Source organism: Gordonia sp. J1A (genome assembly GCF_055393515.1).
This window is the reverse complement of sequence record NZ_AP041607.1, coordinates 2,881,769-2,902,657: the sequence shown is the minus strand read 5'-3', so window position 1 is coordinate 2,902,657 and position 20,889 is coordinate 2,881,769. Positions and strand designations below refer to the sequence as shown.

Sequence of the window (20,889 nt, the reverse complement as noted above, 5' to 3'; positions counted from 1 at the left end):
CGGGGCTCGCCGGTAGTCTTGCGTCGTGGCTCTCTATCGCACCTATCGCCCGGCAACCTTCGCCGAAGTCGTCGGCCAGGAGCACGTCACCGCGCCTCTGAGCCGAGCCCTCGATACCGGCCGCATCAATCACGCCTATCTCTTCTCCGGTCCGCGCGGCTGCGGCAAGACCTCGTCGGCCCGCATCCTGGCCCGCTCACTCAACTGTGAGCAGGGCCCGACGTCGACCCCGTGCGGCACGTGCTCGTCCTGCGTCTCGCTCGGTCCCGGCGGACCGGGCAATCTCGACGTGGTGGAGCTCGACGCGGCCAGCCACGGCGGCGTGGACGACACCCGCGATCTCCGCGACCGCGCGTTCTACGCGCCGGCCGAGTCGCGCTATCGCGTCTTCATCATCGACGAGGCGCACATGGTGTCGTCGGCCGGCTTCAACGCGCTCCTGAAGATCGTCGAGGAGCCGCCGGAGCACTTGATCTTCATCTTCGCGACCACCGAGCCGGAGAAGGTGCTGACGACCATCAAGTCGCGGACGCACCACTACCCGTTCCGTCTGCTCGCGCCGCCGGTGATGCGCGGTCTGTTGGAGAACATCTGCGCCAAGGAGGGCGTGGTGGTGGCGCCCGAGGTGTATCCGCTGGTGATTCGCGCCGGCGGCGGCTCCCCGCGCGACAGCCTCAGCATCCTCGATCAGCTCCTCGCCGGTGCGGGTGACGAGGGCGTCACCTACGACCGCGCGCTCGCCCTGCTCGGTGTCACCGACTCGGCGCTGATCGACGCCGCGGTGGAGGCCCTCGCGGCGGGCGACGGCGCAGCGTTGTTCGGCGTCGTCGAGCGGGTGGTCGACGCCGGGCACGATCCGCGACGCTTCGCGATCGATCTGCTCGACCGTTTCCGCGACCTCATCCTGGTGCAGGCGGTGCCGGACGCCACCGAGCGCGGGCTGGTGGAGGCCCCCGAGGATCAACTGGCCGCGATGCGCGAGGCCGCGGCCGAACTGGGGCCCGCGACTCTGACGAGGTACGCCGAGGTGGCGCACACCGCGCTCGGCGAGATGCGCGGTACCACGTCGCCGCGACTGTTGCTGGAGGTGATGTGCGCCCGTCTGCTTCTGCCTGCGGCCTCGGCCGACGACGCTGCGCTGCTGCAGCGAATCGAGACACTGGAACGGCGTCCCGCGGGAGCATCCGGCCCGGGCTCCGTGCCCGTCGCGGTGACGGACGCTCCCGCCGCCCCCGCCGCGGACGAGCCCGCGCCGCGCTTCGTCCGGCCTTCGCAGCGCAAGGCCGTCGAAGAAGCGCGTGCGGCCGTCGACACGGCCGGTGCGCCTGCGCCGGCATCCGAGCCCCGCGCGCCTGAGCCTCCCGCTCCGCGGCCGAGCACGCCCGCACCCGAACCCAGCGCTCCCGAACCCAGCGCACCCGAACCCAGCACTCCCGCCCCCGAGTCCGCTGAGGCGCCGCGCGCCGAGGAGCCCGCGGTCTCGGCTCCGCATCCGCCGGAGGTGTCTGATCCACGGGCTCCGGAGCCGCCGCAGCAGCGCGAGCCCGTCGGACGCGAGCACACGCAGCGCGAACAGGTGCAGCGCTCCGCCGCGGACGAGGAGATCCCGCCACCGCCCGAACCGCCGATGGACGCCGATCAGCTCCCGCCGGCGGACGAGCCGAACCAGCCCGATCCCGCGTCCGAACCGGCTCCCGAACCGGAACCGCAGGCCCCGACAGGACTCACGGTGGACGCAGTCTCGGCTCGGTGGCCGGATATCCGTGCGGCTGTGCGGACGCAGAGCACCGTCCTCGAAGCGATGCTCTCGGCGGCTTTCGTACATCAGGTCGACGGCACCCAGGTGGTGCTCGGACATCCGCATCCCGCGCTGGTGGGACGCCTGTCCGACGATCGCGGACTGCGTGCCCTGACCGCCGCGGTGGTCGAGGTCTTCGGCGAGGGCTTCAGCGTCGCCGTCGTGCACGCCCAGCCCGGGTCGGCACCGGCGGCGGCGCCGACCCCGCAGCGCACCCCGGAACGGGAACAGCCCCGCCGTCAGACGTACACCCGGCCGAGTCGGCCACGGTCGGAGCAGACGCACGGTGAGCAGCCGGCCCCGCCGCCCGCGCCGGAGGAACCCGAACCGGAGCCGCCGGTGCCCGACGAGGAGCTGACCGACGCCGAACGTGACGAGATGGTGGCGCAGGCCCAGTCGGGGACCCCGGACGACCGTCTCGACCCTGACCAGGTGGCCCTGGAACTGCTCAAGTCGGAGCTCGGCGCTCGGCCGGTCGAGTAGCCGCGAGTAGACGAATCCCCGACCCGCCGACTACTCGGCCGCGCAGGCCGGACGGCGAATCGGGGATTCGTTCACGAACTCGGACCTACGGCTGCCACCAGGGACGCAGCGGCAGATTCGTGGTTCCGTCGAGCTGCATCTTGGTCGCCAGGACGTGGTGCAGCTGCACGATGTCCCGTTCGAAGCCGATGCGGCATCCCGCCATGTACAGCCCCCACAGGCGGGCGGTGCCTTCGCCGACCTCGGCGACCGCCTCGTCCCAGTTCGCGACGAGGTTGGCGTTCCAGTCGCGCAGCGTCATCGCGTAGTGGTGGCGGAAGTTCTCCTCGTGCAGCACTTCGAGACGCGAGACGTCCTGCATCTTCGAGATGATGGTGCCCGATCCCGTGAGTTCGCCGTCGGGGAACACATACCGGTCGATGAACGGGCCGGCCTTGCTCCGCGAACGGTTGTCGGGGCGGGTGATCGAATGGTTCAGGATGAGGCCGCCGGTGCGGACCTTGTCGCGCATGAATCCGAAGTACTTCGGGTAGTTGGCGACGCCGATGTGCTCGGTGAGTCCGATCGACGAGATGGCGTCGAAACCCGTTTCGGTGACGTCGCGGTAGTCGCTGAAGCGGACCTCCGCGAACTTCGACAGCCCCTGCTCCTCGATCGCCTGCTGCGCCCACTTGGCCTGCTCGCTGGAGAGGGTCACTCCCAGTGCGTGGACGCCCTGGCGCGCGGCGTACCGGACCATCCCGCCCCAGCCGCAGCCGATGTCCAGGAGACGGTCGCCGGGCTGCAGGTTCAGCTTGTCGAAGATCAGCCGGTACTTGTTCTCCTGCGCCTCCTCGAGGGTGGCGTCGGCGTTCGGGTACACCGCGCAGGTGTAGGTCATCGATTCGCCGAGCACCAGCTCGTAGAAGCGGTTCGAGACGTCGTAGTGGTAGTGGATGGCCTCGGCGTCACGCTCGCGGCTGTGTCGCAGCCCCTCGGCGAACCGGCGCCAACGGGGCAGGCTCTCCTGCGGGGGCGGCGGGATCAGCTTGAAATGCTCGAGCCCGATGGCCCTCGCCACCTGAGCCATCTCCAGCGGGCTCGGCTTGGAGAACTTCAGATCGGCGGCCAGTGCCTGCAGTGCGCTGTACGGGTCGCCGGGATGCGCGCCGATCAGCTCGAGGTCGCCGGAGACGTAGGCCCGGGCGAGCCCGAGGTCGCCGGGCGCCGTCACGAGGTACGTGGTGCCGCGCGAGGTCTTGAGATTCAGTCCGTACTCGGCGTCCTCGGGGCCCGCGGTGCTGCCGTCGTATGCCGTGATCCGTACGGCGAGATCGTCGCCGACGAGGGTTTCGAAGATCTGGGCCAGCTTCATGCGCGTTTCACCGCTTTCTCGTAAAGGCCGAGCAGACGGCCGCGGGGATCGTAGCGACGCTTGAGATCGTCGTACGCCTCGCCGCCGTAGAGGTCGTCGAATTCTTCCGGGCCGTAGAAGGATTCGGAGTAGAGGGACTTGTGTCCGCCCAGCTCGCTGACTTTCTGCTCGATGATCCGGTTGGTGTGCCCGGGCCGGCCGGGGGTGACGGGCACCCCGGACCAGAACCCGATGTTGACGTAGAACTTCCCGCGCTCCAACGGATACAGGGTCCACGGCTGGACGGTCTCGTCGTCGCCGGCGACGGCGATCGGCGACGGCTCGGCCAGTTTGAGCGGACAGAGCCAGATCGGTTCGATCGGGATCTCGTCCAGGAACCAGTCGACGAAATCGGCCGTTCGCTCGATCGGGACCTCGATGTCCTGAACCACCCGCTCGGTGGGCGGCAGACCTTTGACGGCGTTCAGCTTGTCGCCGATGTTCCACCGCTGGTCGTATCCGATCAGCTTCCAGTAGAAGCTGCTGCGCAGGTACTTGGCGGGCCAGAACCGGCGGATGCGCGGATTCTGGGCACCGAATGCGCGGGAGCACCAGAACCAGTCGGTGTCCCAGCGCCAGAGATAGTCACGGATGGTCAGCCGATCGCGTTTGGGTTCGGCGCCGTCGTGCTGGATGGATCGGTAGAAGATGTTCGCGTCGGTGTAGTCGCTCACCGGGCCGGGCTCGTCGGTCTGCCGTCCGAGCACGGCGTACGCCTCGTCGGAGGTGAAGATGACCCCGTCGAGATAGTCGACGCGCTCGCCGCGGTATTCGCGGTCGGTCGCGACCCGGTCGAGCAGATCCTGGAGCTCGCGGGTGCTGTGCACGCGAACGTGACGCAACTCGACGAAGGGCGGAACCGGTTCGAGCCTGATCTTGAGTCGGACCGAATACCCAAGCGTCCCATAGGAATTGGGGAATCCGAAGAACAGGTCGCGGTGCTCGTTGTCGGGTGTCGCGACGATCAGTTCGCCCGATCCGGTCAGGATCTCCATCTCGAGCACCGACTCGTGCGGGAGACCGTTGCGGAACGAGGTGCTCTCGATACCGAGCCCGGTGACGGCGCCGCCGAGGGTGATCGTCTTGAGCTGCGGGACCACCAGGGGCACGAGTCCGTACGGCAGAGTCGCATCCACGAGGTCCTCGTAGGTGCACATCCCCGCGACCTGCGCGGTCTGTTCCTCGGGATCGACCGAGATCACGCGATGCAGTTCGGAGACGTCGAGACCCGGAGCGGACGTCTCGGCCCTCTTGCGGAACAGATTCGACGTCTTCTTCGCCAGTCGCACAGTGGCGCCGTCGGGGATAGCTCGGTAGCTGTCGAGAAGTTTCTGCTTGCCGCGCGCGAAGGCGGCATCGTCGTACTCGGATGCGTTCAAAGCCACATTCCTACCGTAGCCTGATCGCCGTACGGTGAACGAAGTGAATCGGACCCAAGACGAGTTCAGAAGGAGCCTTCCGACGTGGGACAGGTAACAGCCAGCGCAGCAATCCAGATCAACGCAGCTCCCGAGGCCGTCAGTGCGGCCCTGGCCGACTACGCGAACGTGCGCGAGGGCATTCTTCCCGAGAACTACCGCGACTATCGCGTCGACGAGGGCGGCAACGGTTCGGGAACGGTGGTCCACTGGATTCTGCAGGCCACCGAGAAGCGCAAGCGCGACGTGCTGGCCGACGTGACGGTCGCGGGCGACACGATCACCGAGACCGATCGCAATTCGACGATGGTCACCACCTACCGCGTCACTGCCGAGGGCACCGGCTCGCGCGTCGAGACCACGACGAGTTGGAAGGGCGCGGGCGGCATCGGCGGGTTCTTCGAGAAGACCTTCGCCCCGAAGGGACTCAACCGCATCCAGACGGCCCTTCTCACCAATCTCAAGCAGCGTCTCGAGAGCTGAGCTGAGCCGCAGGGGACGCCGCCGCGTCAAACCGCTGACCGCCCGGGACGGCATCGATGCCACCCGGGTGGTTCTGCGTCTGCCGGACGGCCCCGGCGGGTGGTCGGTGCGTGAGGCTCTCCTCGCGGCTCCGGTCCTGACCGGCGTCACTGCGGCCGATCTGGAGTTGCGGTCGCGCACCGGTGAACTGGTCGACGCCGACGGCCGTCCGGTCGATCTCGATGCGCCGGTGCTCCGACCGGTTCCGGTGTACCTGTACCGCGACCCGCCGCGGGAGCCGCCGGTGCCCTTCGACATGCCGATCCTGCACCTGGACGACGATCTCGTGGTGGTCGACAAACCGCACTTCCTCGCCACGATGCCGCGCGGAGCGCATGTGGCGCAGACGGCGCTGGTGCGGTTGCGTCGCGAACTCGGCTCCGACGACGTGGCCCCGGCACACCGGCTCGACCGGTTGACGGCGGGCGTGCTGCTGTTCACGCGCCGCCGCGAGGTGCGGGCCGCGTATCAGGAACTCTTCGCGCAGCGACGCGTTCGCAAAGAGTATCGGGCGATCGCGCCGGCGGACGACGCTCTGGCCGGCGGCGTGCGGATCGAGAACCGGATCGTCAAGACCGCGGGCGACCTGCGTGCCCGCGTCGTCGAGGGCGAGGTGAACGCGATCAGCGACATCGAACTGTCGACCCGGCTCGGCGACGGGCTGGCCGAATACCGCCTGGCGCCGCACACCGGCCGCACCCACCAGCTCAGGATGCACATGGCTCAGCTCGGCGTCCCGATCGTCGGCGATCCGCTGTACCCCGAGGTCGACGCCGACCTGGCGGCCGCACCGGATCGCGGTGACTTCTCCCGGCCCCTCCGGCTCGTCGCCGCGGCACTGGAGTTCACCGATCCGTTCAGCGGTGAGCGCCGGGAGTTCCGCACCGCCCGCTGAGCGGCGAGCGCAGGGGTCTCCGGCGCGTATCCTCGCGGTCGTGGCGATCATCGGATCCTTCGAACGGCACCCGGACCTCGGCTGCGAGGGTGTGGTGTTCCTCGACGAGGACTCGGACGCCTGCTTCCAGTTGCTGCGCGATCTTCCCGGTGGTCCCCGGGCCGGTGAATACTGTGTGACCACGGGCGCGAGCGCCCCGGTGTACGGGGGCGTCGTGCAGTGGCGCCGTGTCGGTGACGACCGTTTCGAGTTCGCGCTCGCACCGCGAGCGGCTCGACTCTTCGGCGACGAGGTGCTGTCGTTCCGCGTGGTACCGGGTTCGGGCACCACGGTCGCCGAACTCGCCGAACACGTCGAGCGTCTCCTGGCCGGTCCCGGCGACTACCCTGGGAGTCGTGACTGACGCATTCGACCCCAGTGCGCTGTTCGGCGGCGCCGGCGGCGACAACCCGATGGCCGGGCTGATGGCCCAGGTTCAGCAGATGCAGACCCAGATGGAGACGGCGCACGCGGAGATCTCCGCGACGTCGGTGGTGGGGTCGGCGGGCAACGGACTGGTGACGGTGACCGGCGACGGCGCCGGGACGGTCTCCGCCGTCGAGATCTCGCCGGAGGTGGTCGATCCCGCGGACGTCGAGACGTTGCAGGATCTGATCGTCGGTGCGTTCGCCGACTTCGTGGCTCAGCGCGATGCCCTGGTCGCGGAGAAGATGGGGCCGCTGGCGGGCGGCGGACTGCCCGGCCTGGGCTGACGGACTGGCGCATGTACGAAGGCCCGATCCAGGATTTGATCGACCAGCTCGCGAAACTTCCCGGGCTGGGTCCCAAGGGTGCTCAGCGGATCGCCTTCCACCTGCTCGCGGGCGAGAACGTGGAGATCGACCGGCTGATCGCCGCCCTCGGACACGTGCGCGACGACGTCACCTTCTGCGTCGAGTGCGGCAACGTCGCCGCCGATCGGCTGTGCCGCATCTGCGGCGACCCCCGCCGGGACGTCACGAAGATCTGCGTGGTCGAGGAGCCGAAGGACATCTACGCGATCGAACGGACCAAGGAGTTCGACGGTCGCTACCACGTCCTCGGCGGTGCGCTCGACCCGCTGTCCGGCATCGGCCCCGACCAGCTCCGGATCCGCGAACTGCTGCGTCGTCTGGGCGACCAGCCCGACGGCCAGGACGTCTCCGAGATCATCGTCGCGACCGATCCCAACACCGAGGGCGAGGCGACGGCGACATATCTGCTGCGCATGCTCAAAGACTTCCCTGGGCTGTCCGTGACCCGTCTGGCGTCGGGACTTCCGATGGGCGGCGACCTCGAGTTCGCCGACGAACTGACCCTCGGCCGCGCGCTGTCCGGTCGGCGCATCCTGGTCTGAGCGTTGGCCGACGACCACCTTCCACCGGCGGAGCGCGATCCCTCACCACAGGACTGGGCGTGGCTGGCCGACGAGATCGCGGTCCGCGGAGGGCTGACCGACGCCATGGTGGCGATCGACGGTCCGTCGGGGGCGGGCAAGAGCACGTTCGCAGCCCAGCTCGTCCGTGCGCTCGCCGAGCGCGGCCGCGCCTCAGTGCTGGTCAGCACCGACGACTACGCGACGTGGGACGACCCCGCCTCGTGGTGGCCGGAACTGGTTCACGATGTGATCCGCGCCTACGAACGGCGTCACGACTACTTCTATCGGCCCCGGGTCTGGGTGGACGGCCGACCGGAGGTGGGGCCGGAGGTCTGGATGCGGTGGCAGCCGATTCTGATCGTCGAGGGCGTGACGTCGGCGCGGCGCTGCACGGCCGATCGTTTCACGCATCGGTTCTGGATCGACGGTCCTCCCGCCGCCGACCGGTTGCGCCGAACCGTGCAGCGTGACGGCGAGGCCGAACGCGATCATCTGGCCCGGTGGCAGGACTTCGAGGAGGGCTGGTTCGCGGTCGACGACACGCGGGCGCGGTGCCGGGTGCTCGGTTAGCGAGCGGCGGCGAGCCGTTCCCGGCGCAGCCGGTCCACCTGCGGCAGGTCGAGAGGCTCCAGTTCCGTGCCGACCGCCTTCGACAGCAGATAGTCGGCCAGTTCGGGATTTCGTGCGAGGACCGGGCCGTGCATGTAGGTGCTGACGATACTGCCTTGCACGGCGCCTTCCACGCCGGCGCCGGCGCCGTTGCCGACACCGTGGCGGACCCGGCCCAGCGGTGCGGCCGCGGCGCCCAGGGAGGTCGCGCCGCGGTGGTTCTCGAACCCGGAGAGCGGTTGGCTGAGACCGTCGATGATCGGTGCGGTCACGAGCTCGCCGATCGCCCGGGACTGCCTCGGAGAGGTGGTGAGGTCGAGCATGCTGATCCCCGCGACGCGCTCGCCCGCAGCGGTCTCGTACCAGTGACCCAGCACTTGGATCGCCGCGCAGATCGCGAGCACCGGGCGTCCGGCGTCCGCCGCGCGCTGCAGCCCCGGATACCGCTGCAGATGACGGGTGGCGAGCCGCTGGGCGTAATCCTCGGCGCCGCCGAGCGTGTAGACGTCGAGCGACTCGGGTACCTCGTCGTCGAGCGTGATCGAGACGATCTCGGCGTCGATGCCTCTCATGCGCGCACGCTGTCGCAGGACGAGGGCGTTTCCGCCGTCGCCGTAGGTGCCCATCACATCGGGAAGCACCAGACCGATCCGCAGGGTCGATTCGCTCATCGGGCGTTGTCCTCCACAGTGTTCTCGACCGGCCGGGCTCCGGCGCGTTCCAGTGCGACGCCGAGGTCGCGGAATGCGGTGTAGTTGGCGAGCACTTCCACGCGGCCCGGTGGACAGGCGGCGATCGCCGCGAACGGATCGTCGGTCACCGTGTGCTCGGCGCCCGCGTACAGCAGACGCACCGAGAGGTCGGCGGCGCGCTCGCCCGAGGCGACCACCTCGACCTGCTCGAACTCTTCGAAGCGCACGTCCCAGAGCCACGAGAGGTCTTCCCCGTCGGGGACCTGCCCGTTCACCGCGATCACCAGACTGTCGGCGTCGGTGTCGATCATCGCCAGGGCCTCCTGCCAGCCGGCCGGATTCTTCGCCAGCAGGGTCCTGATCCGATGGTCGCCCAGCTGCACGGTCCCGTATCGGCCGGCCACTTCGCCGACGGTGCCGACGGCCGCGACGGCGTCCGCGGGGTCGGCGCCCATCGCGACGGCGGTCGCGACGGCCTGGGTGGCGTTGCCGCGATTGGCCCGGCCCGGCACCTTCAACGCCATCGGTGCGACGAACCCGTCCGGGCCGTAGATCTTGTCGTCGTCGAACCACCACTGCGGGGCCGGGCGCCGGAAGCGCTCGTCGCCGGTCGAGTACCAGTCCTCACCGTGGCGCACGATAGGCTCTCCCGACCGCGGGCAGCTCACCGAGTCGCCCACCCAGCCGGCCCCCGCGGCCACCCACACCACGTTCGGAGCGTCGAAGGCCGCCGAGGTGACGAGCACGTCGTCGCAGTTCGCGACCACCACCGCGTCCGGGTGGCGGGCGATTCCCCCGCGCAGACTCTGCTCGATGATGTTGATCTCGCCGACGCGGTCGAGCTGGTCGCGGGAGAGGTTCAACAGGGTGAACACACGCGGCGACGTGTTGTCGGCGACGTGGGCCACGTGCAGTTCGTCCACTTCCAGCGCGGCGACCGGGGCGTCGGGCTGGAGGCTGAGCGTCGCGATGATGCCCGCGTCCATGTTGGCGCCGTCGGCCTGGGTCGCCACTTCGCCGAGCCCGGCGAGGGCGGCGGCGGTCATGCGGGTGGTCGTCGACTTGCCGTTGGTTCCGGTGATCAGCGCGATCTCGCGGCCGGCGGCGAGCCGGAGCATGATGCGCGGATCGATCTTCTCAGCGACGAGGCCGCCGATCATCGAGCCCTTCCCACGGCCGGCGGCACGCGAGGCCCAGCGGGCCGCGGCAGCGGCGGTGAGTGCCACGCGAGTGCGGACGGGCGGGCGCGGACGGTCAGGGATGCGGCGGGCTTCCGACATTCCACGAGTTTCCCATATCCGGGGAGCACGATCGCCCGGCGCCGACTGTGAGGACGGTGACAGCCCAGCTCACGCGTGTCGCGGCAGCGTGCGGTCGGTCAATGTCAGGGTCGCCGCGCACAGGCCGATCGCCATGGTGGCCCATCCGACGATGTGGAACCCGGCGTCGGTGGCCCGACTGCCGAACGCCGCGGCGATCAGGCCCGCGGAGGTGATGGCGCCGATGTACGCGAAGGTCCGGTACAGGCCGGATGCGACGCCCACCTGGTCGGCCGGGGACTGCATGAAGAGGGCCGCCTGGTTGGCGAAGCTGTTCAGGCCGTTCGCCAGACCGACCAGCAGCGACATTGCGAGGATCGCCCAGACCGGGGCGTCGTGGCGCAGCGCGAGCATCACGGCTCCGGCCGCGCAGAACGCCATGCCGGTCGCGATCAGCGGGCTGCGGACGGTGCTGCGCCGGGAACAGACGGCGGCGACGACGATACTCGTCGCCGACATCGGAGCGAGGAGCATGCCGACCTGCGTCGGCCGGTAGCCGGCCGCGTCCTCCATCCACTGGCTGACGCCGTACATGGTCGTGTACATCCCGAGCGAGGCGAGCGTCTGCCGCAGATAGGTGCGGATCAGCGGGCGGTTCGACACCAGCATCCGGACGTCGATCAACGGAGTCGAGAACCGGCGTTCCCATCCGATGAGGACGGCGGTCGCCGCCACGGCCACCGCCGCGAGCCACCACGTCGACGCGCTGGGCGAGTCGATGAACTGGAGTGCGCTGACGATCGCCACGGCGAACGCCACGATGCCCAGAGGGTCGACGGCGGTCAGAGTCCGACGCAGGTCGGTCGGCCAGGCCACGGTGTCCTTCGGCACACCGGTGAGCACCAGGAGCAGAGCGGCGAGGGCGGCGGGAACGTTGATGAAGAACACCGCTCGCCAGCCGAAGACGCCGGTGAGGACGCCGCCGATCGGCAGTCCGACCATCGCGATCACCTGTCCGGTGATCGAGAAGACGCCTAGGATCCGGCTGGGCACTCCGACGCCGGCGGCGTCCGACCGCTTGCGGATCAGCGACATCGCCATCGGATACGCGGCGGAGGTGCCGACGCCGAGCAGTGCGCGGGAGGCCACCAGCGCCCCGAACGACCAGCCCGCTGCGCCGATGACGCCGGCGGTCAGCACGAGACCGATCCCCGCGATCATCACGCGCCGCTCGCCGAACAGCGGGCCCAGCTTGCCCATGGTGGGCTGAGCGACGGCGCTGCACAGATAGAGCACCGAGATCAGGATCGCGGTGTCGGCGGGGCCGCGGTGGAAGTCGACGCCGATGCCCACCATCGCGGTCGCGATCAGCGAGCTGTTGATCGGGTTGAGGACCGACGCCAGGATCAGCGGCGCGGTGAATCCGATGCCGAACGGATGGGCGTCGAGGCGGCGGTCGGTGTCTGTTCTCACGCCCGGGTCAGCGCAGCGATGACGTCCGCGGCCGATCCCGTCTCGGCGACCTTCGGCAGGACGGAGGCGGCGCTGTAGGCGTGCCGCGACCCTTCGCTGTCCGAGCAGGCGTCGAGGGCGACGGTGACGTTGTATCCGAGCTCGTAGGCCTGCCGCGCGGTCATCTCGACGCCGATCGACGTCGACACGCCGACCACCACCACCTGGGTGACGCCACGCTCGCGCAGCAGTCGGTGCAGGGGCGTCTCGGTGAAGGCGCCCGGCGACCGCTTCGTGACGCGCCACGCGTCCGGGGCGTCGGAGAAGGGCGCTACCGAGTCGCTCCAGCCGGAGGGGAACTCCATGGGCGGGCCGGAGAGGTCGGTGCGGCCGGGCGGCACGGCGTCGACGGTGACGATGACCACCGGCAGCCCTCGCGCGCTGAACGCGTCGGTCAGCGCCGCGGAACGCTCGACCACGTCCGCGAAGCTGTGCGGTGCGAGGTCGCGGCCCGACAGCCCCTTCTGGAGGTCGATGACGATCAGTGCGGCGTCACGGTCGACTGCGGTGACAGGCATGGTGATCCTTTCGTGGGGCGGAGGTGCTTCAGGGCTGGTCCGCGATGCGGCCGAGCAACTCGATCGCATCGGCCAGGCGGGCCACCTCGTCCGGAGTGAGGGCCGCGTCGACGGCGTGCGCGAGCCAGTCCGCTCGCTGGAGCCGTCCGGTGGTCAGTTCCGTGCGGGCGTTCTCGGAGAGGGCGAGCAAGGTGCGGCGGCGATCGGTCGGATCGGGGGAGCCGACCACCAGGCCGGCGTCGGTGAGGGCGGCGACGATCGCGGCCATCGACTGCTGACGCACACCGTGCGCACGGGCGAGATCGGCTGTGGAACAGGCGCCGTGGCGATCGAGGTAGCCGATCACGGCCGACTGCGAACGGGTGAGGTCCAGGACCGACGAATTGGCCCTCAGTTTCCGGTTCAGCTCGGCGATCGTTGCGCGCAGACGGTTTCCGACTTCGGCGGACGAGTGCTGGACCATGAGTGCAACTCTAGCAATTAGACAGCTAACTGCACAGTCAACTGTTCTTATCTGAGGGGTGACCCGATGAGTTGACGGTGATAAGTTCTGCACTGTGAGTCGCGCAACAGCAGTCGAACTGCCCATGTCATTCAAGATCCAGCGGACCGCGCTCAAGGCGTCGGCCAAACTGCCCGCACCCGTGCGGAAGGCGATGAGCCGCCTGACGACGGTGAACGGCGACGGTGATCGTCTCGACCCGATGCTCGCACTGGTCGTGACCGCGGCGGCCTACATTCCATCGTTGGCGCTGGTCGGCGATCTGGTCTCCCGATCACGGCAGTCGATGGACTATCACAGCGCGATGATGGCGGAGGCCTTCGAGCCGTTCGCCGTCGAAGAGGATCTGGTGATCGACACCGACGCCGGAGGCGTGCCCGTCACGCGATACAGCCTCGAGGGCAAGGGCCGAGGACTGATCGTCTTCTATCACGGCGGCGGGTTCGTCCTGGGCAGCCGGGCCAGCCACGACTCGGTGGTCCGGGCGCTCGCGATCGCCTCGGGCGCCGACGTGCTGTCGGTGGATTACCGGTTGGCCCCCGAGCACCTCTTCCCGGCGGCGGTCGACGACTCCGTGGCGGCTTGGCGCTACGCCGTCGAGAAGGCGCCGGACTGGGGCGTCGATCCGCGGCAGATCGCGGTGGCCGGTGATTCCGCGGGAGGCAATCTCGCTGCGGTCGTCGCACAGCAGGTGCGTGGCGAGGAGATCACCCCGTGTCTGCAATTGCTGATCTATCCGGTGGTCGACATGTCGCGGAAGCGGCCGTCGGTCCATGAGTTCTCCACCGGCTACTACCTCACCGAGGAACAGATCGACTACTTCTGCGACACCTACCTGGCCTCGCGCGACCAACTGTCCGATCCTCGGGTCTCGCCATTGCTTGCCGAAGATCTCTCCGGGTTGTCGCCCGCCCACGTGGTGGTCGCCGGGTTCGACCCGCTGCGGGACGAAGGCCTCGAGTACGCGGCTGCGCTCGAACAGGCCGGCGTCCCGGTGACCGTGGAACGCGCCGGGACGATGATCCACGGATTCGCGAATATGGCGCTGCTGAGCCCGGACGCGCAGGCCACCGTCCGGCGGATGGGCGAGGCTGTGGCGAAGGCGGTCGCCTCGGCCGGATAGAGGGTCCGCCCGGCGCTCCCGCCGGGCGGACGTCCTCGCCCCGCCTGGGCCGCTACACCGCGATCCGCACGGGCTTCGGCATCAGTTGGGCGGCCGCTGCACCGACCGCGACCAGTCCGATCATCACCAGGAACGAGACCCGGTAGCCGGTGGCGAGGCCGTATGCGCTCGACACCGACGAGTACACCGTGCCGATCACCGCCGCACCCGTCGCCACCGACAGTGCCTGCACGGTGTTGAACACGCCGGACGCCGCGCCGGCGAGCCCGACCGGCACGTCGTTCAGAACCAGCAGGCCGGCGGCCCCGACGATGAGTCCGAAACCAGCGCCTGCGACGATGAGTGCGACGGTGAACCACAGGGCCGGATGGGCCGAGCGGTCGGCGACGATCATGGACGTCATCCCGACGATGAACACCCACGCTCCGCCCTGCAGGACGTGCTTGCCGAATCGGGCGGCCAGGACAGTCGCGGACAGACCGGCGAAGACGGGTACGGCGATCGAGAACGGCACCCACATCAGGCCGGTGTGCAGGACCGACCAGCCGTGCGCGGCCTGGACGTGCAGGGACTGGACGAGGAAGTACCCGCCGGTCGGGATGCTCAGTGCGGTGAACGCGGTCAGCCCCGCGGTGAACGAACGAGACCGGAACACCGCGGGCGGAACCAGCGGTGTTCCGCCTGCGCGAGCAGTGATGACCTGCCGCCGAGCGAAGAGTGCAAGGCCGGCGACGCCCGCCGCCATCATGACGAATCCCCAAGCGGGCCAATCATTCTCCGGTCCCAGTGTGACCGGCGCCATCAACGCTGCCAGCGAACCGCCGAGCAGCGCCGCGGAGATCGGCGTGATGGGCGCGGGACGGGAAGCGTAAGTCTCCGGGATGAAGACGCGCGCCGCGACCAGGGCGAGCAGCGCCACCGGGACGTTGATGAGGAACACCGGCCGCCACGAGAGTCCGAACCAGTCGCCCGAGGTGATGACGGCGCCCAGCACCGGACCGACCACGGCGGCGATCCCGATGACGGAGGTGAACAGTCCCATCGCGCGGCCGCGTTCGGCGGGTGGATAGAGCACCTGGATGTTGGTCAGCACCTGCGGGATCATCAGTGCCGCCGCGGCACCCTGCAGGATCCGGAACACGACGAGTTGCGTCGGCGTGTCGGCGAGACCGCAGGCCAGTGAGGTGACGCCGAAAGCGACGAGACCGATGAGGAACAGTCGGCGTCGACCGAACCGATCTCCCAGACGGGCACCGAGCACGAGCCCGGTCGCGTAGGCGAGCGGATAGCCCGCGACGATCCACGACATCGCGGTCGGCGACGCGCCGAGATCGGCACTCATCGTCCGCAGTGCGACGTTGACGACCGTGGCGTCCATCAACTCCATGAACGACGCCGCCAACAGGCAGACCAAGGCGACGGTCCGGGCGCGCCCGACGATCGGCGGACTGTCCGGACTCCTCGTGGACGCGGTTGCCAGGGGAGGGGGCTCGGCTGTGACGGTCATCGGGAACTCCTGTGGTGATGGGGGTCTGTTGCACCGATGACGCTACGAACCATTGCGGACGATTCCCGTCCGGAAGAGCGGCGGATAATCCGGTCAGTTTCTGTCCGTTGTTTGGGGCATGATGCAGTCATGGCCGATACGACGACGCGGACGCTGAAGCTGCTGGCGCTGCTCCAAGCGCACCGCCTGTGGTCGGCGGTGGAACTGGCCGACCGTCTGGAGACCACCGAGCGGACCGTGCGCCGCGACGTCGAACGGCTTCGGGATCTCGGCTATCCGGTGCAGTCGGTGCGGGGCAGCGGCGGCGGATACCAACTGGCTCCCGGCGGGTCGCTGCCGCCGCTGGTGGTGGACGAGGAGGAGGCCGTCGCGATCGTGAGTGCGCTGCGGACGGCCGCGCACGGTTCGGCCGCCGGTATGGCGGAGGCCTCGGTGCGGGCGCTGGCCAAGGTGATGCAGGTGCTGCCGCCTCGGCTGCGCCGGCGTGCGGATGCGCTGCGGGCCATGAGCGTGTTGCTCCCCGGCGAACAGCAGGCGCCGGCCGTGGACGCCGAGACCCTGACGACAGTGGCATTGGCGTGCCGGGACGCGACGGAGCTCACCTTCGATTACGCGCCCGCACCGCGGGCCGGACGTGCGTCCGGCACTCGCCGCACCGAGCCGCTGCGGTTGATTCCCGTCGGTCGCCGATGGTACCTGCTCGCGTACGACCTCGATCGTCAGGACTGGCGCACGTTCCGGCTCGACCGGCTCAGCGCTGCTCAACCGCAGAAGCGGCGGTTCGCGCCGCGTGCGGTGCCGGGCGGCGACCCCGCGGCCTATGTGCGTGAGAGCCTGCGCGGAGGCCGGGACCAACTCCAGGTGCGCGCCGTGGTTCACGCCGAGCCGGAGGCGGTGCGCGGCCGCATCGGCCGGTGGTCGGAGGTCACCGAGCACCCCGACGGCTGCCTGGTCACCATGCAGACCGACGATCCGGGGTGGATCGCGCTGGCGCTCGGCGGACTGGACGCCGACTACGAGTTCGTCGAGGTTCCGGCCGACGTCGTGCGCGCGTTGCGTGGACGCAACGTGCGGGAGGCTCGGGCGCTGTACCTGTCGGAGCGATAGCTTCCGGTCAGCGAGCGAGCCAATCCAGGTACGCGGCGCCTCGCGGTGAGATCTCGCAACCGACCTCGTGACTGATCGTCAGGCCGTACGGCCCACCGGCGAGCCACGGCGGCGGATTCGGTGTTCGCACTCGCACTGTTTTGACCAGTTCTGTCGTCTATTCGGACGACGACCCGCCGGTAAAGAGGACTTTTGTGCCTCTGGTCACATTTCGCGATTCCCGGCCACGGCTTTCCTGACATACCTGTCCTACGAACGTTGTCAATCATCCCAGTGAAGGATTCTTGAATGAGACTGTCCACCAGCCGAGTGCTCGCCGTGGCGAGCGGATCGGTACTTCTAGCCGGAGCGATGGTGGTCGTCGACGCGCCGGCCTCGGCGGCGACGACCGACACCACCTTCCAGTCGATCTGCGTGGCGAGTTCGATCGTGACGGTCAAGAAGCCTGTCGGCAACACGATCACCGTCGACGCTCCGGAGTCGGTGTCCGAGGGCGAGAAGTTCACGATCCGGATTCAGCCGAACCCGTCCTCGTTCCCCGACAAGGATTCCGGTGCCACCACCACCAACCTGTCGCGTTTGAAGTACGACTTCGCCGTCCCGGCGAACTCCACCTTCGTCAGCGCCGATGTGGTGGCGGGATCGTCCGTCGGCCTCAGTGGCGTGGCGCCGAATGTTCTGCTGGTCGACAACAGCGGGAATGTGAGCCCGACGGGCTCGGTCATCAGGCTGTCGGGCAACAACCAGGTCATCGCGAACAGCCCTACGTCGAGCACGAACAGCGAGGGCGGCATCGTCATCCCGAAGACGAAGAAGAACCTCGACGGCACCACCAATTCGAGCGGTGAGACGTGGTTCCGCATGCCGGCGATCGACGTGACGCTGAAGGCGGGCACCGCCGGCGTCATCGAGCCCACCGTGCGGATCGCGGGTAACGCCGCGAACCAGAACGCGAACGAGAACTTCAGTACACAGTTGGCGAAGGCCAGTCTGTTCGGTACTCAGTGGGCCCCGACCCGTTGCTCGCCGCGCGACAGCGACGGTGGCCCGACCAATGCCGGCGCCGGTCCGCTCGCCACCATTCGCGTGGATGCCGCGCCGGTGGATGAGGACACGGTGACCACCTTGTCGGTGCCGGGCGCCGCGACGACCGGTGACGAGGTGACGTTGTCGGCGTCGGTGTCACCGAATCCGGGTGGGGGCACTGTGCAGTTCAAGGCTGATGGAGCGAATCTGGGTGCTCCGGTGGCTGTCTCCGGCGGTGCGGCTGTGCTGAAGCATTCGTTCGCCTCGGCCGGGGACAAGGAGGTCACCGCGGTGTTCTCGGGTGCGGCCGGGTTCTCCGGCTCGACGTCGGAGGCCAAGACCATCAAGGTCTCCGATCCCGAGCCGAGCGAGACGGAGACCAGCGTGAAGGTGATCGCTCCCGCGACCGCGAAACCGGGTGCCGCAGTGGAGCTCAAGGCGGAGCTGACGCCGGCCGACCTGACCGGCGGGACAGTGCAGTTCAAGGTCAACGGCGACGACGTCGGCGGGCCCGTGACGGTCTCCGGCGGCGCGGCGAAGCTGCAGCACGCGTTCGCGGCCGCCGGAGACTTCACCGTCACCGCGGTTTACAGCGGCACGGCGGGCCATTCCGGTGCTATCTCCGGTCCGGTCATCGTCTCGGTGAATGATGACGCCGATCCTCCGACTCCCGGAACTCCCGACGGCGACGGAAGCCTCGGCAGCAGCAGCGGCAGTCTGGGCGGCGGTGTCGTCTCCGACCTCGTCCGAGGACTCTTCTGACAGCCGGGCACCGGGCGTGAACGCACCGAACCCCGCGAGCTTCGGTTCGCGGGGTCCGGTGCGTTCGGGGTTCAGTGCTCGGTTCGGCTGCGACGCGGGCGCGTCAGGGAGCCCACGTGCGGGCGCCCTCGGCGGCGGTCTCGGCCGGCGTCTCGGTGCGGAAGGCCCGGTTCACCGCGGAGACGACGGCGCGCAGGCTCGCGGTCGTGATCGACGAGGCGATGCCGACGCCCCATACCGTCTCGCCGTTGATCTCCGCCTCGACGTAGCTCGCGGCCTCGGCATCGCCGCCGGCCGTCATCGCGTGCTCCGAGTAGTCGAGGACCCGGACGTCGTACCCGATGGTCGACAGAGCGTCGACGAAAGCGGCCAGCGGACCGTTGCCCGATCCGGAGATCTCCTTCTCGGCGCCGTCGACGAGAACCGTCGCGGTCACCGAGTCCTCGCCGTCGTCGGTCTCGGCAGCCGAAACCTGTTGCCGCACCCGCTCGAGTGGCTTCACGGGCTCCAGGTACTCGCGGGAGAACACGTCCCACATCGCCTTCGGGTTCACCTCGCCGCCCTCGCCGTCGGTGATCTTCTGGATCTCGCGGCTGAACTCGATCTGCAGTCGACGCGGCAGATCCAGTCCGTGGTCGGCCTTCATGATGTACGTGACGCCGCCCTTGCCGGACTGGCTGTTCACCCGGATCACGGCCTCGTAGTTGCGGCCCACGTCCTTCGGGTCGATGGGCAGGTAAGGGACCTGCCACAAGATGTCGTCGACGTCCTTGTCGGCTTCGTCGGCGTCGACCTTCATCTGGTCGAGGCCCTTGTTGATGGCGTCCTGATGGCTGCCGGAGAACGCGGTGTAGACCAGGTCGCCGCCGTACGGGTGCCGCTCGGGAACGTTCAGCTGGTTGCAGTACTCGACGGTCCGGCGGATCTCGTCGATGTCCGAGAAGTTGATCTGCGGGTCGACACCGCGGCTGAACAGGTTCATGCCGAGAGTCACCAGGCAGACGTTGCCGGTGCGCTCGCCGTTGCCGAACAGGCAGCCCTCGATCCGGTCCGCGCCCGCCATGTAACCCAGTTCGGCGGCCGCGACGCCCTCGCCGCGGTCGTTGTGCGGGTGCAGGCTCAAGATGATCGAGTCACGGCGCGCCAGATTCCGGTGCATCCATTCGATGGAGTCCGCGTACACGTTGGGCGTCGTCATCTCGACGGTCGCGGGCAGGTTGATGATCAACGGCTTGTCGGGGGTCGGGGCGATCACCTCGGAGACGGCGTCGCAGACCTCCTTGGCGTAGCTCAACTCGGTGCCCGTGTAGCTCTCGGGGGAGTACTCGTAGCGCCAGTTGGTGTCGGGGTACTTCTGCTCCTCGGCCAGGCACAGTTCGGCCGCGTCGGTGGCGATCTTGGTGATCGCGGCCTTGTCGGCGCGGAATACGACGCGGCGCTGCAGGACCGACGTGGAGTTGTAGAAGTGGACGATCACGTTCTGCGCGCCGGCGCAGGCCTCGTAGGTGCGGGCGATCAGTTCCGGACGGGCCTGGGTCAGCACCTGGATGGTCACGTCGTCGGGGATGGCGCCCTCGTCGATGATCTCGCGGACGAAGTCGAAGTCGGTCTGGCTCGCGGAGGGGAAGCCCACCTCGATCTCCTTGTAGCCCATGCGGACCAGCAGATCGAACATGCGTCGTTTGCGGGCCGGGCTCATCGGATCGATCAGAGCCTGGTTGCCGTCGCGCAGATCGACGGCGCACCACATCGGTGCCCGGTCGATCACCTTGTCGGGCCAAGTGCGGTCGGGCAGCGCGATCTTCTCGACCTCATCGGCGAAGCTGCGGTAGCGGTGGACGGGCATCGCCGAATTGCGTTGCGGGTTCCAGCTGGGCTGGCCGTCCGGGATGGGTCCGTTGGGCTCGACGATGCGGCTCGGACCGGAGGTGAAAGCGTCTGCTGGTGCCATGAGGGGTCAATCTCCTGATCAAAAGAAGGGGTTTTGACCGGCGCGTGAAGAGGCCCCGCGACGGAGGGCCGGTCGGATCAGACCCCGCCGCGGCAACCGAGGAGGAGTGCACGCTGCATGACATCAACGATAGCACTTGAGTCCGGCGATGCCGGGGCCGGTTGCCATCACAAAAAGTTAGGTTAGGATCACCTTGTTTACAAACTCTTTAGAGAAATGGAGACGAGATGGGCAGCAGCAGCGGAAGCGTGCAGTGGCATGAGGTGCCGATCATCGGCGACCTCGGGGTCGCCTTCGCACAGTCCGATTTCTACAACAGCGTCTGGCTGCCGGTGTGGGACGGATTCGCCATGGGTGTGAATGCGATTCTCGGGCAAGAGATTCTCTGGCACCGCTGATTCGTGAACGGATGCGCC

20 protein-coding genes are annotated in these 20,889 nt (G+C 68.7%); 11 read left to right on the top strand and 9 right to left on the bottom strand.

Features of this window, described 5'->3' with window-relative positions:
- Nucleotides 1–25 precede the first annotated feature (25 nt).
- Nucleotides 26–2,281 (top strand): DNA polymerase III subunit gamma and tau, encoded by a 2,256-nt coding sequence (locus tag ACZ5QD_RS13585; RefSeq protein ID WP_006897409.1) that lies wholly within the window; start codon nt 26–28, stop codon nt 2,279–2,281.
- An 85-nt stretch (nt 2,282–2,366) separates the two neighbouring features.
- Here ACZ5QD_RS13585 and ACZ5QD_RS13580 read toward each other — a convergent pair whose 3' ends face one another.
- Together ACZ5QD_RS13580 and ACZ5QD_RS13575 are read right to left on the bottom strand one after the other, a co-directional pair.
- The gene (locus ACZ5QD_RS13580; RefSeq protein ID WP_006897408.1) at nt 2,367–3,635 is read right to left on the bottom strand and encodes a class I SAM-dependent methyltransferase; all 1,269 of its coding nucleotides are present in this window, start codon (nt 3,633–3,635) and stop codon (nt 2,367–2,369) included.
- On the bottom strand, nt 3,632–5,053 hold the full coding sequence (locus ACZ5QD_RS13575; protein WP_006897407.1) for an FAD-binding oxidoreductase: 1,422 nt from the start codon (nt 5,051–5,053) through the stop codon (nt 3,632–3,634). Before ACZ5QD_RS13575 ends, ACZ5QD_RS13580 begins: the two co-directional genes overlap by 4 nt.
- Nucleotides 5,054–5,137: 84 nt before the next feature.
- Between ACZ5QD_RS13575 and ACZ5QD_RS13570 the strand changes: the two genes are divergently transcribed.
- The 6 genes from ACZ5QD_RS13570 (at nt 5,138) to ACZ5QD_RS13545 (ending at nt 8,475) form a co-directional block, all read left to right on the top strand.
- A complete protein-coding gene (locus ACZ5QD_RS13570) occupies nt 5,138–5,575 on the top strand; it encodes an SRPBCC family protein (protein ID WP_006897406.1) in 438 nt (145 codons plus the stop codon).
- A 67-nt stretch (nt 5,576–5,642) separates the two neighbouring features.
- Nucleotides 5,643–6,509 (top strand): pseudouridine synthase, encoded by an 867-nt coding sequence (locus ACZ5QD_RS13565; RefSeq protein ID WP_006897405.1) that lies wholly within the window; start codon nt 5,643–5,645, stop codon nt 6,507–6,509.
- A gap of 40 nt (nt 6,510–6,549) precedes the next feature.
- Nucleotides 6,550–6,912 (top strand): hypothetical protein, encoded by a 363-nt coding sequence (locus ACZ5QD_RS13560; protein ID WP_039867793.1) that lies wholly within the window; start codon nt 6,550–6,552, stop codon nt 6,910–6,912.
- The gene (locus ACZ5QD_RS13555) at nt 6,905–7,261 is read left to right on the top strand and encodes a YbaB/EbfC family nucleoid-associated protein (RefSeq protein ID WP_006897403.1); all 357 of its coding nucleotides are present in this window, start codon (nt 6,905–6,907) and stop codon (nt 7,259–7,261) included. The genes ACZ5QD_RS13560 and ACZ5QD_RS13555 overlap by 8 nt, the downstream gene beginning before the upstream one ends.
- Before the next feature lie 11 nt (nt 7,262–7,272).
- A complete protein-coding gene (gene recR / locus ACZ5QD_RS13550; protein ID WP_006897402.1) occupies nt 7,273–7,884 on the top strand; it encodes a recombination mediator RecR in 612 nt (203 codons plus the stop codon).
- A 3-nt stretch (nt 7,885–7,887) separates the two neighbouring features.
- A complete protein-coding gene (locus ACZ5QD_RS13545) occupies nt 7,888–8,475 on the top strand; it encodes a uridine kinase family protein (protein WP_006897401.1) in 588 nt (195 codons plus the stop codon).
- Here ACZ5QD_RS13545 and ACZ5QD_RS13540 read toward each other — a convergent pair.
- The 5 genes from ACZ5QD_RS13540 to ACZ5QD_RS13520 form a co-directional block, all read right to left on the bottom strand.
- Entirely contained in the window at nt 8,472–9,185 is a 714-nt protein-coding gene (locus ACZ5QD_RS13540; RefSeq protein WP_464366856.1) for a type 1 glutamine amidotransferase, read from the bottom strand. The genes ACZ5QD_RS13545 and ACZ5QD_RS13540 overlap by 4 nt on opposite strands.
- Nucleotides 9,182–10,486, bottom strand: coding sequence for a MurT ligase domain-containing protein (locus tag ACZ5QD_RS13535; RefSeq protein ID WP_006897399.1), 1,305 nt, complete (start codon nt 10,484–10,486; stop codon nt 9,182–9,184). Before ACZ5QD_RS13535 ends, ACZ5QD_RS13540 begins: the two co-directional genes overlap by 4 nt.
- 69 nt (nt 10,487–10,555) lie before the next feature.
- The gene (locus ACZ5QD_RS13530; RefSeq protein ID WP_045537268.1) at nt 10,556–11,938 is read right to left on the bottom strand and encodes an MFS transporter; all 1,383 of its coding nucleotides are present in this window, start codon (nt 11,936–11,938) and stop codon (nt 10,556–10,558) included.
- Nucleotides 11,935–12,495, bottom strand: coding sequence for an isochorismatase family protein (locus ACZ5QD_RS13525; protein ID WP_062366374.1), 561 nt, complete (start codon nt 12,493–12,495; stop codon nt 11,935–11,937). The genes ACZ5QD_RS13530 and ACZ5QD_RS13525 overlap by 4 nt, the downstream gene beginning before the upstream one ends.
- Nucleotides 12,496–12,523: 28 nt before the next feature.
- Nucleotides 12,524–12,958 (bottom strand): MarR family winged helix-turn-helix transcriptional regulator, encoded by a 435-nt coding sequence (locus ACZ5QD_RS13520; protein ID WP_062366376.1) that lies wholly within the window; start codon nt 12,956–12,958, stop codon nt 12,524–12,526.
- Between the two features lie 124 nt (nt 12,959–13,082).
- Between ACZ5QD_RS13520 and ACZ5QD_RS13515 the strand changes: the two genes are divergently transcribed.
- On the top strand, nt 13,083–14,120 hold the full coding sequence (locus ACZ5QD_RS13515) for an alpha/beta hydrolase (RefSeq protein WP_156479396.1): 1,038 nt from the start codon (nt 13,083–13,085) through the stop codon (nt 14,118–14,120).
- A gap of 52 nt (nt 14,121–14,172) precedes the next feature.
- On the opposite strand, the gene ACZ5QD_RS13510 is transcribed toward ACZ5QD_RS13515, so the two are convergent.
- Complete coding sequence (locus tag ACZ5QD_RS13510; protein WP_464366855.1) at nt 14,173–15,627, bottom strand: MFS transporter; 1,455 nt, start codon at nt 15,625–15,627, stop codon at nt 14,173–14,175.
- 129 nt (nt 15,628–15,756) lie between these two features.
- Here ACZ5QD_RS13510 and ACZ5QD_RS13505 point away from each other — a divergent pair, with 129 nt between their 5' ends.
- Together ACZ5QD_RS13505 and ACZ5QD_RS13500 are read left to right on the top strand one after the other, a co-directional pair.
- Nucleotides 15,757–16,734 (top strand): helix-turn-helix transcriptional regulator, encoded by a 978-nt coding sequence (locus tag ACZ5QD_RS13505; RefSeq protein ID WP_006897393.1) that lies wholly within the window; start codon nt 15,757–15,759, stop codon nt 16,732–16,734.
- 288 nt (nt 16,735–17,022) lie between these two features.
- Entirely contained in the window at nt 17,023–18,522 is a 1,500-nt protein-coding gene (locus ACZ5QD_RS13500; protein WP_045537277.1) for an Ig-like domain-containing protein, read from the top strand.
- 103 nt (nt 18,523–18,625) lie between these two features.
- Here the strand turns inward: ACZ5QD_RS13500 and leuA are convergent, their stop codons facing one another.
- Entirely contained in the window at nt 18,626–20,473 is a 1,848-nt protein-coding gene (gene leuA / locus ACZ5QD_RS13495; RefSeq protein WP_045537278.1) for a 2-isopropylmalate synthase, read from the bottom strand.
- Nucleotides 20,474–20,700: 227 nt separating this feature from the next.
- Here leuA and ACZ5QD_RS13490 point away from each other — a divergent pair, with 227 nt between their 5' ends.
- On the top strand, nt 20,701–20,871 hold the full coding sequence (locus tag ACZ5QD_RS13490) for a hypothetical protein (RefSeq protein ID WP_156150441.1): 171 nt from the start codon (nt 20,701–20,703) through the stop codon (nt 20,869–20,871).
- The last annotated feature ends 18 nt before the right edge of the window (nt 20,872–20,889 follow it).

Bases quoted from the DNA above. Each gene is read 5' to 3' on its own strand.
- ACZ5QD_RS13580 (WP_006897408.1), bottom strand. From the start codon at position 3,635: ATGAAGCTGGCCCAGATCTTCGAAACCCTCGTCGGCGACGATCTCGCC.
- recR (WP_006897402.1), top strand. From the start codon at position 7,273: ATGTACGAAGGCCCGATCCAGGATTTGATCGACCAGCTCGCGAAACTT.
- ACZ5QD_RS13540 (WP_464366856.1), bottom strand. From the start codon at position 9,185: ATGAGCGAATCGACCCTGCGGATCGGTCTGGTGCTTCCCGATGTGATG.
- ACZ5QD_RS13535 (WP_006897399.1), bottom strand. From the start codon at position 10,486: ATGTCGGAAGCCCGCCGCATCCCTGACCGTCCGCGCCCGCCCGTCCGC.
- ACZ5QD_RS13525 (WP_062366374.1), bottom strand. From the start codon at position 12,495: ATGCCTGTCACCGCAGTCGACCGTGACGCCGCACTGATCGTCATCGAC.
- ACZ5QD_RS13520 (WP_062366376.1), bottom strand. From the start codon at position 12,958: ATGGTCCAGCACTCGTCCGCCGAAGTCGGAAACCGTCTGCGCGCAACG.
- ACZ5QD_RS13515 (WP_156479396.1), top strand. From the start codon at position 13,083: ATGTCATTCAAGATCCAGCGGACCGCGCTCAAGGCGTCGGCCAAACTG.
- ACZ5QD_RS13510 (WP_464366855.1), bottom strand. From the start codon at position 15,627: ATGACCGTCACAGCCGAGCCCCCTCCCCTGGCAACCGCGTCCACGAGG.
- ACZ5QD_RS13505 (WP_006897393.1), top strand. From the start codon at position 15,757: ATGGCCGATACGACGACGCGGACGCTGAAGCTGCTGGCGCTGCTCCAA.
- ACZ5QD_RS13500 (WP_045537277.1), top strand. From the start codon at position 17,023: ATGAGACTGTCCACCAGCCGAGTGCTCGCCGTGGCGAGCGGATCGGTA.
- leuA (WP_045537278.1), bottom strand. From the start codon at position 20,473: ATGGCACCAGCAGACGCTTTCACCTCCGGTCCGAGCCGCATCGTCGAG.
- ACZ5QD_RS13490 (WP_156150441.1), top strand. From the start codon at position 20,701: ATGGGCAGCAGCAGCGGAAGCGTGCAGTGGCATGAGGTGCCGATCATC.